11 protein-coding genes are annotated in these 11551 nt (G+C 66.3%); 5 read left to right on the top strand and 6 right to left on the bottom strand.

Going from position 1 to position 11551, the window contains the following annotated elements:
- Positions 1–5 precede the first annotated feature (5 nt).
- Positions 6–701, bottom strand: a complete 696-nt coding sequence (locus tag K32_RS00290; protein WP_201402109.1) for a sugar transferase — start codon at positions 699–701, stop codon at positions 6–8.
- Between the two features lie 111 nt (positions 702–812).
- Here K32_RS00290 and K32_RS00285 point away from each other — a divergent pair, with 111 nt between their 5' ends.
- Entirely contained in the window at positions 813–992 is a 180-nt protein-coding gene (locus K32_RS00285) for a hypothetical protein (RefSeq protein WP_201402108.1), read from the top strand.
- A 231-nt stretch (positions 993–1223) separates the two neighbouring features.
- Here the strand turns inward: K32_RS00285 and K32_RS00280 are convergent, their stop codons facing one another.
- Positions 1224–1826: a TetR family transcriptional regulator gene (locus K32_RS00280; protein ID WP_244669752.1), complete on the bottom strand. Its 603-nt coding sequence runs from the start codon at positions 1824–1826 to the stop codon at positions 1224–1226.
- Between the two features lie 166 nt (positions 1827–1992).
- Between K32_RS00280 and K32_RS00275 the strand changes: the two genes are divergently transcribed.
- Positions 1993–3138, top strand: coding sequence for an efflux RND transporter periplasmic adaptor subunit (locus tag K32_RS00275; protein ID WP_244669750.1), 1146 nt, complete (start codon positions 1993–1995; stop codon positions 3136–3138).
- The gene (locus tag K32_RS00270; protein ID WP_201402105.1) at positions 3138–6287 is read left to right on the top strand and encodes an efflux RND transporter permease subunit; all 3150 of its coding nucleotides are present in this window, start codon (positions 3138–3140) and stop codon (positions 6285–6287) included. Before K32_RS00275 ends, K32_RS00270 begins: the two co-directional genes overlap by 1 nt.
- A 92-nt stretch (positions 6288–6379) precedes the next feature.
- On the opposite strand, the gene K32_RS00265 is transcribed toward K32_RS00270, so the two are convergent.
- A complete protein-coding gene (locus K32_RS00265; RefSeq protein ID WP_201402104.1) occupies positions 6380–7420 on the bottom strand; it encodes a LacI family DNA-binding transcriptional regulator in 1041 nt (346 codons plus the stop codon).
- A 258-nt stretch (positions 7421–7678) separates the two neighbouring features.
- On the opposite strand from K32_RS00265, the gene K32_RS00260 reads away from it, so the two are divergent.
- Positions 7679–8710, top strand: a complete 1032-nt coding sequence (locus K32_RS00260) for an aldo/keto reductase (RefSeq protein WP_201402103.1) — start codon at positions 7679–7681, stop codon at positions 8708–8710.
- Positions 8711–8796: 86 nt separating this feature from the next.
- On the opposite strand, the gene K32_RS00255 is transcribed toward K32_RS00260, so the two are convergent.
- Together K32_RS00255 and K32_RS00250 are read right to left on the bottom strand one after the other, a co-directional pair.
- Positions 8797–9573, bottom strand: coding sequence for an SDR family oxidoreductase (locus K32_RS00255; protein ID WP_201402102.1), 777 nt, complete (start codon positions 9571–9573; stop codon positions 8797–8799).
- Positions 9573–9908, bottom strand: coding sequence for a nuclear transport factor 2 family protein (locus tag K32_RS00250; protein WP_201402101.1), 336 nt, complete (start codon positions 9906–9908; stop codon positions 9573–9575). Before K32_RS00250 ends, K32_RS00255 begins: the two co-directional genes overlap by 1 nt.
- Positions 9909–9955: 47 nt before the next feature.
- On the opposite strand from K32_RS00250, the gene K32_RS00245 reads away from it, so the two are divergent.
- Positions 9956–10366: a helix-turn-helix domain-containing protein gene (locus K32_RS00245; protein ID WP_201402100.1), complete on the top strand. Its 411-nt coding sequence runs from the start codon at positions 9956–9958 to the stop codon at positions 10364–10366.
- 76 nt (positions 10367–10442) lie between these two features.
- Here K32_RS00245 and K32_RS00240 read toward each other — a convergent pair whose 3' ends face one another.
- Positions 10443–11444, bottom strand: a complete 1002-nt coding sequence (locus K32_RS00240; RefSeq protein WP_201402099.1) for a substrate-binding domain-containing protein — start codon at positions 11442–11444, stop codon at positions 10443–10445.
- Positions 11445–11551 lie beyond the last annotated feature (107 nt).

Below are 11551 nucleotides of genomic sequence, written 5' to 3'. Positions count from 1 at the left end.
GGGGCTCAATAGGCGCCGGTGCCGATCAGCGCCGCCGGCACTGTCCTCGCCAGGATGACGAGATCGCCGGCGAGGCTGACTTTCCTCGCATAGTCGGCGTCGAATTCGAGGCGGGTCTGGTAGTCCGTGCGGGAGCGCCCGGACACCTGCCACAGCCCGGTCATGCCGGGGCGGCAGAGATAATAGGCCTCGAACAGCCGGTCGCCCGGGGCGGCGCTCGCGAATTCGATCTCGCCGCGTGGCCGCGGCCCGACAAGGCTCATGTCGCCGCGCAGGACGTTGAAGAACTGCGGCAGCTCGTCGAGGCTGAACCGCCGCAGGAACCGCCCCATCCAGGTGATCCGGGGATCGCCTTCGATCTTGTAGGTCCGGGCATAGCGCCAGCGGGCCTCGGGATTACCCTGCAGGAACTCGTCGAGAATGGCGTCGGCGCCCGGAACCATGGTGCGGAACTTGTACATGTGGAAGCGCCGGCCGCCGGCTCCCCGGCGCGGCGCGACATAGAAGACCGGCCCGCCGCCGAGCCCGACGAGGAACGCGACGATCACGCCGACCGGCAGCAGCAGCAGGATGGCGAAGGTCGCGACGCCGATGTCGAGGCCGCGCTTGAGCCGATAGCCGCGCGGCTTCGCCCCGGTCCCGACGCCGGCGGCCCGAGCCCCCGCTTCCGCGCTCGTCGCGCGGATCGATGAAGGTCCCATTCCCACCCCCCATTACGCAGAGGAATTGACACGGCCCCCTTGGCAAAGTCACATCGCGAACGTCGTCCGAATTGCGTCCGATTCTCACCCGTCATGTCTGGAATGCGCCTGATGACCGCCGAAAAGCCGGCCTTCGGCCCGGAGACGTCCGAAAGACGCAAAAGCCGAACCGCGCCGCTCGAACCCGGCGTGATCGGCAGGGCGCTCCTGCGCACGGCCGTCTATGCGGGCCTCATCGCCATCAGCATCCTGCTGTGGTGGGCGATCGGACGCCAGTTGCTGTCCGACTGATCCCACGCACGAATTGCCGGCCCGGCGGGCGCCTCGCTCGAGGCAGCCCGCTCGTCAGCTCAATGGCGCATGGATGCCGAACGACCGCCGCCGCATTCCCCCGCGAACGGCATGACGGCAAGAAACGGTTGCACCCCCTCCGGACGACAGCTCAGGATATTCTGAAATTCAAACTATCCTGCACATTCCGTTACGTCAACTTGGGTAGGATTTGGGTGGGATCCTGCATCGTCAGGCGGAGACCATACCCCCTTTGAGGGCTGTTCCCGGCGCAATCGGCGCGTCATCCTTGCTGCGAAAGCTCTCGACGAGACCCCGCAGGCAGGCCCGGTAGGTCTTGGCGACATCGGCGTCGAAATCGTAGCGAAGCCAGTTGTCCAGCATGCCCGACATGAAGCACTTCAGCGTGGTCGAGGCCGATTCCGCGGTCCAGCCCTCGGCCAGTTGGCCGGCCGCTTCGACCGCCTCGAAGGCGCACCGGAAGTTCGCCACCATGGTGTCATGCATGGTCTGCTGAAGCCGCAGCGCCTCCTGCATCTCGCCGGTGTATTCGCAGCGCGTCACGACGATCTTGTAGACTTGGCGGGTGTGCTCGTCCCGGACGAACAGCTCGATCACCTCGAGCCCCCAGTCGAGCAGCCGCTGCAAGGGATCGCCGCCCTCGCCGCAGCTGCGGGTGACGACGCCGTCATGCAGGTCGTAGACGCGGGCGCAGATCGCCGTCAGGAGCTCCTGCTTGTTGGCGAAATGCCAGTAGATCGCACCCCGCGTCACCCCCGCTTCCGTCGCGATACGGTCGAGCGACGCGCGCGACACACCGATGTCGAGAAACACGGTTTCCGCCGCGTTCAGGATGCGTTGCCGAGTTTCCTCAGACTCAGATTTTGTACGCCGCACTTACCAACTCCCCTTTACATACATCAATGTCGGTATATATGCGGTGCTGCAACAATTCCAGACTCGTCATTTTTTGCGGTGCAATATCATGCGATTGCCCTTCGTGCCCCCCACGACCCTATCAGCGCTCCTGCTCGGCGCCAGCCTTTTGGCGCTCCCGGCCACAGCCATTGCGCAGGCGCCTGCGGCACCGCCACCGCCAAGCGTCGAAATCTCGACCCTGAAGGCGCGCGAAGTCCCGCTGAGCTATACCTATGCCGGCCGCGTCTCGGCGTTCCGGGAGGTGCAGGTCCGCGCCCAGGTCGGCGGCATCCTGAAGGAACGCGCCTATGTCGAGGGTGCGCGCGTCAAGGCCGGCGACGTGCTGTTCCGCGTCGATCCGACCACCTACGAGGCGGAAGTTGCCCGCGCCCAGGCCCAGCTGCAGACCGCCGAGGCCCAGTTGGCCCAGGCATCGCGCGACAAGGTGCGCGCGGTCGAGCTGTTCAGTCGCCAGGTCGGCTCGCAGAAGACCCGCGATGACGCCCTGTCCGCCGTCGATCTGGCGGAAGCCGCCGTCGCCGCCGCCAAGGCGCAGCTGAAAACCGCGCAGATCAATCTCGACTATGCCACGGTGCGGGCGCCGATCGACGGCGTGACCAGCCTGGACGTCGTTCCCGAGGGCAGCCTGATCGGCGTCGGCACCACCGACAGCCTGCTGACCACCATCACGCAGCTCGACCCGGTCTATGTGAACTTCTCGCTCAACGACACCGACGTGGCGGAAATCCGCCGCATCGCCGAGGAGCAGAACAATGGCGCATCCGACATCAAGCTGACGGCGAACATCACCTTCGGCGACGGCAAGCACTACGACAAGGCCGGCGAGATCGACTTCACCTCGTCGAGCATCGACACGCAGACCGGCACCATCCGCTCGCGCGCCGTGTTCGAGAATCCGGATCTCTACCTGATCCCCGGCCAGTTCGTGCGCGTCACCGTGACCGGCATGAAGCTCGCCTCGGCGATCGTCGTGCCGGAGGTCGCCGTGATGCAGGGACCGCAGGGCAAGTTCGTCTACACGATCGACGACAAGAACGTCGCCTCGATCACCCCGGTCACGCTCGGCGCGGCGGTCGAGGGCGGCTGGGTCGTGCTCGACGGCCTGAAGTCCGGCGACCAGGTCATCACCTCCGGCGTGATCAAGGTCCGCGCCGGCGCGCCGGTCGCCCCCGGCAAGGCAACCGCCCAGACTGAGCAGGCGAGCTGATGAACCGTTTCTTCGTCGATCGGCCGGTCTTCGCGGCCGTCATCTCGATCGTCATCGTGCTGGCGGGCCTTCTCGCCATGCGCGCCCTGCCGATCGCGCAGTATCCCGAGCTGACGCCGCCGCAGGTGGTCGTCACCGCCACCTATCCCGGCGCCAGCGCGGAAGTGCTGACGCAGACCGTCGCTGCCCCGCTCGAAGAGCAGATCAACGGCGTCGAGAACATGATCTACATGCAGTCGATCAACTCGGGCTCCGGCTCGATGCGACTGATCGTGACCTTTGCCACCGGCACCGACGCCGACCAGGCGACCATCAACGTCAACAACCGCGTCCAGCGCGCGCTTTCGGCCCTCCCCTCGGAAGTGCAGCGCCTCGGCGTCACCGTCAACAAGCAGTCCAGCTCGATCCTGGCCGTGGTGGCGCTGACCTCGGACAATCCGCAGTATGACTCCGTCTATCTCGCCAACTACGCGCTGCTCAACATCATCGACGAGCTGAAGCGCACCCCCGGCGTCGGCGAGGCGAACCTGTTCAGCCGCGAAAACTACGCCATGCGCGTCTGGCTTCGCCCGGACAAGCTGGCGCAGTTCGGCCTGACGACGGACGACGTCGCCACCGCCATCCGCGAGCAGAACCAGCAATACGCCGCCGGCCGCGTCGGTGATCCGCCGACCGAGGGCGAGCTCGTCTTCTCCTATGCCGTCACCACCGACGGCCGCCTGCCCGACCCCGAGGCCTTCGGCAACATCATCCTGCGCGCCGACCCGAACGCCGCCACACTCAGGCTGCGCGATGTCGCGCGCATCGATCTCGGCGCCCAGGACTACGGCTTCCGCGCCGCGCTCTCCGGCAAGCCGACGGTTCCGATCGGCATCTATCTCCAGCCGGGCGCCAACGCGCTCAATACGATCCATCTCGTGAAGGAGAGGCTGGACGAGATCGCGACGCGGATGCCGGAAGGCGTCAGCTACTCGATCCCCTATGACACGACGCTGTTCGTGCAGGCCTCGATCGACGAGGTGATCCAGACCTTCATCGAGGCGCTGATCCTCGTGGTGGTCGTCGTCTTCGTCTTCCTGCAGAACTGGCGGGCGACGCTGATCCCGCTGATCGCCGTGCCGGTGTCGATCCTCGGCACCTTCGCGGGCATGTATCTGCTCGGCTTCTCGATCAACCTCCTGACCCTGTTCGGCCTGGTGCTCGCGATCGGTATCGTCGTCGACGACGCCATCGTGGTGCTCGAGAACGTCGAACGCATCATGACGACGGAGAAGCTGCCGCCACGCGAGGCGACGATCAAGGCGATGAGCGAAGTGACGGGCCCCGTCATCGCCATCGTGCTGGTGCTCGTCTCGGTGTTCGTGCCGGTCGCCTTCATGGGCGGTCTCGCCGGCGAGATGTATCGCCAGTTCGCCATCACCATCGCCGTCTCGGTGACCATCTCGGGCATCGTCGCGCTGACGCTGACCCCGGCGCTCTGCGCCCTGATCCTGAAGCCGGGCCACCACGAGCCCTGGGCGCCGTTCCGCTGGTTCAACCGCGTCTTCGACCGGATCACCAGCGGCTATACGGCGGGCGTCCGCTTCTTCCTGAAGCGCGCCGCGCTCGGCATCACGCTGTTCGCCGTCATGGTGGGCGCCGCAGGCTACCTGTCCACCAAGATCCCCGGCGCGCTGGTGCCGGACGAGGACCAGGGCTATCTGATCGTCGTCGGCGTGCTGCCGCCGGCGGCGGCGCTGACGCGCACCAGCGACGTCATGTCGACGGCGAGCGAAAACATGTCGTCGCATCCCGCGGTGAAGAGCGTGCTGGCCTTCTCGGGCTTCGACCTCCTGGCCGGCTCGCAGTCGCCCAGCGCCGGCGCCAGCTTCGTCATGCTGAAGGACTGGTCCGAGCGCAAGAGCCCCAATCTGGACGCCCGCGCCATGCCCGGCCAGATCATGGGCATGAACGCCGGCATCCAGGACGGCATGATCCTGGCCTTCAACCCGCCGCCGATCCAGGGCCTGAGCACGACGGGCGGCTTCGAGCTGTACGTCCAGGACCGCGCCGGCGGCGGCACGCAGCAGCTGCTCGCCTCCACCCAGGCGCTGATCGACGCCGCCTCCAAGCGGCCGGAACTCACGGGCGTCCGCACGACGCTCTCGACCAACGTTCCGGAGTTCAAGATCAATGTCGACCGCGAGAAGGCCAAGGCCCTTCGCGTCCCGTTGACGTCGATCTTCGCGACCATGCAGGCGACCTTCGGCAGCCTGTACGTCAACGACTTCACGCTCTATGGCCGCAATTTCCAGGTCAAGCTGCAGTCGGAGGCGAACTTCCGCGAGAAGCCGAGCGATCTCAGCCAGGTCTTCGTGCGGTCCGACAGCGGCAGCATGATCCCGCTCGACACGCTCGTCACCGTCGATCGGACCATTGGTCCGGACCTCCTGGAGCGCTTCAACAACTTCCCGGCCGCCAAGGTGATGGGCAACCCAGCGCCCGGCTATTCCTCCGGCCAGGCGCTGGCGGCGATCCGCGAGGTCGCGGCCACGGCGCTTCCCGCCAACTACACGGTCGCCTGGACGGGCTCCGCCTACCAGGAAATCGCCACCGGCGGCACCGGCCAGCAGGCGCTGATCTTCGGCATCATCATGGTGTTCCTGATCCTCGCCGCCCAGTACGAGCGCTGGTCGCTGCCCTTCGCCGTCATCCTGGCGGTACCGTTCGCCCTGTTCGGCGCCCTCTTGGCCATCTGGCTCCGGGGACTGAGCAACGACGTGTACTTCCAGATCGGCCTGGTGACGCTGATCGGCCTCGCCGCGAAGAACGCGATCCTGATCGTCGAGTTCGCGGTGATCAAGCGCGAGGAAGGCATGAGCGCCTTCGACGCCGCGCTCGAGGCGGCGCGCCTGCGCTTCCGTCCGATCGTCATGACGTCGCTCGCCTTCATCCTCGGCGTGCTGCCGCTGGCGATCTCGACAGGCGCCGGCTCCGCCAGCCGCCATTCGATCGGCACCGGCGTCATCGGCGGCATGCTGGCGGCAACCTTCATCGCCGTCTTCTTCATCCCGCTGTTTTACAAGCTGATCGGCGGGCGTGACGGCAAGACGAAGAAGAAGGCCGAGCCGGCAATTCCGGCGATCGAGGCCAAGCAGGAACCGGCGTAAGCGCCCCTGCCCCTCGCCAACAAAAAAGAACCCGGGCCGCCACGGCCCGGGTTCTTTCGTTTCAGCCCCGGCGCCGCGGCGGCTTCGTTCGTTCAGCGCCGCTTCGGCGGGGCGATCGAGCTTCGCAGGATGACGCTGCTGCCGAGCATGATCCGGCGCGGCGGCATGTCGAGCCCCTTCAGCCGCTCGATCAGCAGGCCGGCCGCCTGGCGGCCGACCTCGACCATGTCGCGGTCGATCACCGTGATCGGCGGATAGACGAGCTCGCCGAGCAGCGCATCGTCGGAGCCGACGAAGGAAATATCGTCCGGGATCGACAGGCCGAGCAGCCGCACCGCCTTCAGCGCGCCATAGAAGATGTCGCTGCCGGCAGCGAGAATGGCGGTCGGCGGGTTCGGCCCGGTCAGGAGATCATGCGTCTCGGCGGCGCCGCGCTCGGCGCTCTGCGTGCGGGCGCGGATCAGCCACTCGTCGATCGGCACGCCCGCCTTCTCGAGCGCCCGCTTGAAGCCGGTGACCCGGTCGCGGCCGGGACGGATGTTGCTCGAGGCGGTGATCAGGCCGATGCGGCGATGGCCGAGCTGCAGCAATTGCCCGACGACGGTCTCGATCGGCTGGATGTGCTCGCTATAGACGACGTCGGCCTCGACCGGGATATCGCGGTCTAGCACCACGACCGGCACGCCCATGCGCTTCAGTTCCTCGATCGTGCCTGTCGCCGTCTCGTCCGACAGCGTGACGATCAGCCCGTCCATGCGGCGCTGGCGGGCGGCCTGCAAAAATTCGATCTCGCGCGCCGGCGAGCGGTTCGACGAGAAGGCGAACAGCATGTAGCCTTCCGGCGCGAACACCGCCTCCGCCCCCTGCGCGACGCGGGCGAAGACCTGGTTGGTCATGTCCGGGATCAGGAAGCCGATGGTCTTGGTTTGGTTGGTGCGCATGGCGCGCGCCGCCGCGTTGGGCTGGTAGCCGAGTTCGGCCATCGCCGCCAGCACGCGGGCCCGTGTCTCCGGCGCCACGCGCGGGCTCTCGCCGGCGACGCGCGAGACCGTCCCGATCGAGACGCCGGCCGTCGCCGCCACCTCGTGGATCGTCGGCTGGCGCCGGCCGCCGGTCGGCATCTTCGCTGACATAACGTTTACATCCCTGACCCGTCTTCGGCCGGACCTACCGGGCACCCACAGCCAGCAAACTGCCACTCGCCCCGCCGGCAATCAAGGAGAATCAAGCCTCCCTTCCTCGCGGCGGTTGCGGTCGAAAGAAGCGACACGGCTATGTTGACGTTCACACATCCATGTCGTTCTATCGCCCGACTGCCTCGCCCTGGGGCTGCCGATTCATGGCCTGTTCATGGCTTCGGCGCGCCGGCGGGCATGACCACAGGGAGAGAGATGACTATGGATCCTTTCAAGCGCCGGCAACTCGGCCGCACCGAATTGATGCTGCCGCAGATCGGTTTCGGCGCGGCGCCGCTCGGTGAACTGTTCACCAAGGTGACCGACGCCGACGCCGAGGCGACGCTGCAGACGGCCTGGGACGCCGGCGTCCGCTACTATGACACGGCCCCGTGGTACGGTCGCGGCCAGAGCGAGCATCGCGTCGGCCGCTTCCTCTACAAGCAGCCGCGCGAGGACGTGATCCTGTCGACCAAGGTCGGCCGCATCCTGCGCGCGCCGATCCAGAAGCCCGACGAGTTCGACACCGGCTTCTGGTCCGGCGGCCTGCATTTCGACCATTATTTCGATTACAGCTATGACGGCGTCATGCGCGCCTACGAGGACAGCCTCCAGCGCCTCGGCATGAACCGCATCGACACGCTGATCATTCACGACCTCGACTGGTGGCATCGCGGCCCGGAATCGATGGTGCAGGCTGGCTTCACGGAGCTCGCCAATGGCGGCTGGCGCGCGCTCGCCGAACTGAAGGCGGCGGGCCGCATCCGCGCCATCGGCGCCGGCATCAACGAGCTCGGCCTGATTCCGCGCTTCCTCGAGATGTTCGACATGGACTTCTTCCTGCTGGCGCTGCGCTACACGCTCGGCGAGCAGGAGACGCTGACCAAGGAACTGCCGCTCTGCGTCGAGCGCAATGTCGGCATCATCATCGGCGGCGTGTTCTCGTCCGGCCTCTACGCCACCGGCCCCGTGCCAGGCGCCAAGTACAATTACTTCGAGCCGACGCCGGAGATCCTGGAGAAGGCCCGCCGCGTCGCCGAGGTCTGCAAGCGCCACGACGTGCCGCTGCCCGCCGCCGCCCTGCAGTTCCCGCTGCATCACCCGGCCGTCGCCTCCGTCATCCCCGGCGCCTTCAAGCCGGAGCAGGTGACGACCAATCTCGATCTCGTCCGCATGGAGATCCCGACCGATCTCTGGGCCGAGCTGAAGCACGAAGGCCTGATCCGCGCCGACGCCCCGACGCCGTAGGCGGCCAGGGCTCGCCCCTCACCCTACCCTCTCCCGCACGCGGGAGAGGGGCAAAGAGATGCAATACTTGCCGGACTTTCGGACGCCTAGACGACGGGCAGCGATCCGCCGTCGATGCGCAATTCCGTGCCCGTGATCGTGGCCGCGCGGGGCGAGGCGACGAAGGCGATCAGTTCGGCGACGTCCTGTGGCGTGTTGGGTCGGCCGATCGGTATGCCGCCGATCGCCTTCATCAGGTCGGCGCGGGCCGTGTCGTAGTCCGTGCCCGCCTTGTCCGCGAGGCGCTCGACCAGTGCGACAGCCGCCTCCGTTTCCGTCCAGCCGGGCGAAACCCGCACGACCCGGACGCCCTTCGGGCTAACCTCTTTGGAAAGCCCCTTGCTGTAATTGGCAAGCGCCGCCTTGGCGGCGGCATATCCAAGCGTCGCTTCGAACACCGGCGACTGGGCCTGGATCGACGTCACATGCACGATGACGCCGGAGCTCCGGTCGAGCATGGAAGGCAGAAGCGCGCGGTCGAGGCGGACGGCGGAGAGCAGGTTGAGGCTCAACTCCCTCGCCCATTCGCTCTCGTCCAGCGCGGCGAAGCCTCCTCCTGGCGCGGAAGATCCGCCGAGCGCGTGGACGAGGATGTCGATCCCGCCCAATCGCGACAGCACGGCGTCCGCGACGCTGGCGCAGCCCTCGAGGGTCGCGAGATCGGCCGAGATCGATGCGAGCTGGTCGTCCGAGGTTTCGATGGTCCGTCGCGACACGCCGATAACCGTCGCGCCACCTTCCCGGAACCGGAGCGCCGTGGCCCAGCCGATCCCGAGACTGGCGCCCGTCACGAGGACCCGCTTGCCCTGAAACTCGCCGGCCATCACGCAATCTCCAGCGAACGGATTTCACCATCGGCCAGCTCGAACCGCTGCGTCAGCAGAACCGGCGAATTGGGAAACGATCCGCTGACCCGCGTGGAGACGAGATAGGCGCCATCCTGTTCGCGGATGTCGATTACCTCGGTCTCGTAGCGATATCGGGCTTTGTTTTCGGCCTTCCATGCCGCGATGGCGGCGCGGCCGGTCCGGACGGCGCCTTCGTCCCGCACCGTCGCGTCGACGGCGAAACAGAGCGCGAGCGCCTCGAAATCATCGGCCTTCTCGGCCGCATAATAGGCGGCGATGGGTTCGGGAAGTCTGTCCGTCATGGCGTTCATGGCTCACTCCATTGCGTTGAGCCAAGACATGCGAGTAGGCTGTCAAAATGACAAGAACCGACGAAAAAGTAAGGTACGAACCAAAAAGTAAGTCCGACAGCCACGGCACGCCCTATACGCCGCAAACGGCGGCGGCGGATGTCGAGGCGACGCTCGGCATTCTGGAAGGGCGCTGGAAGCTGGTGATCCTCTTCCATCTCTTCGACGGCGAGCCGCACCGCTTCTCCGAACTGGAGCGCGCGATACCGACGATCTCGCAGAAGATGCTCATTCAGCAGCTGCGACAGCTGGAAGGCGACGGCGTCGTGCGTCGCATCGTCCACCATCAGGTGCCGCCCAAGGTGGAGTACCGCCTGACCGACTGGGGCCAGGCGCTTTGTCCCGCGCTCGACGCGATCCTCGTCTGGGCGGCGGCGCGCGAAAAACTCGCGCCTGAGACGCCGGCGAAGGGTGAATAGCCTCGACAGGCGGCGCTCATGATAATGCCCGCGACGGGCAGAAGCGCATCGCGGGCAATATGTCTGGCCCGAAGGATCAGAAGTTGAAGTCGGCGATATTCGCCTTGTCGAAGGTCGTCAGGTCCGCCTGCGTCTTGATCACGCTGTTCTCGTCGACCGTGACCTTGCCGAGACCCTCGACCTCGAAGACCGTGCCGGCTTCGTTCTTGATCGAGCCGTCCTTGACGCCGACCGCGAAATGGGCGGCGAGCAGGCCCTGATTGTAGGGGCTCCAGAGCTGGAACGCCTCGACCGTGCCGTTCTCGATGAAGCGGCGCATCTGGTTCGGCGTGCCGAGGCCGACAACCTTGACCTGGTCGGCCTTCTTCGCCGTCTCGACGACCTGGGCGGCCGCCGCGACGCCGACCGTCGTCGGCGAGATGATACCCTTGAGGTTCGGATAGTTGGCGAGCAGGGCCTCCGTCTCGGTGGTCGACTTCTGCGGGTCGTCGTCACCATAGGCGATCGTGACCAGCTTCATCTTGGCGTATTTCGGATCCTTCTCGAGGCTGTCCTTCATCGCCGCGATCCAGACGTTCTGGTCCGGCGCGTCGGTGGTGGCCGAGAGGATGGCGATCTCGCCCTCATAGCCGATCTGCTTGCCGAGCAGCTCGACCTGCGACGGGCCGGTCTTGGTGAAGTCGACCGGCAGGATGGCCGCGTCGCGATGCGTCTCGTTGCCGGGCAGGTCGGAATTGACCGACAGGATCAGCGTGCCCTTGGCGCGGGCGCGGTCGAACACCTGGTTGAGCGCGTCGGGGCTGTTCGGCGAGATGGCGACGACGTTGACGCCGCGCTGGATCTGCGCGGTGACGAACGGGATCTGCGAGGTCGCTTCGGCCGAGGCCGGGGCAACGGTGGTGAACTCGCAGCCGAGCTTCTTACAGCCGTCCTCGAAGCCTTTGATGATCGAATCGAAGTACGGGTTGCCCGTGTTCTTCGGGATGTAGACGATCGAGACCGGATCGGCCGCATAGGCCGCACCCGAGAACAGCGCGGCGCCGAAGGCGGCGGCGAGCATCAGGTTTCTTCTCAGCATCAGTTCCTCCCAGTTGCTGACAGACGGATCCCGCTAGGCACTTCATCGCTCCCAAGGAACGATGAAGTGCCTAACGCCTTGTTTGGTCGCGTTTTCTTCACGCGAAC

Source organism: Kaistia sp. 32K, from assembly GCF_016629525.1.
Classification (GTDB): Bacteria; Pseudomonadota; Alphaproteobacteria; order Rhizobiales; family Kaistiaceae; genus Kaistia.
Note: the sequence above shows the minus strand (reverse complement) of the source record. Positions and strands in the feature narration are given on the sequence as shown.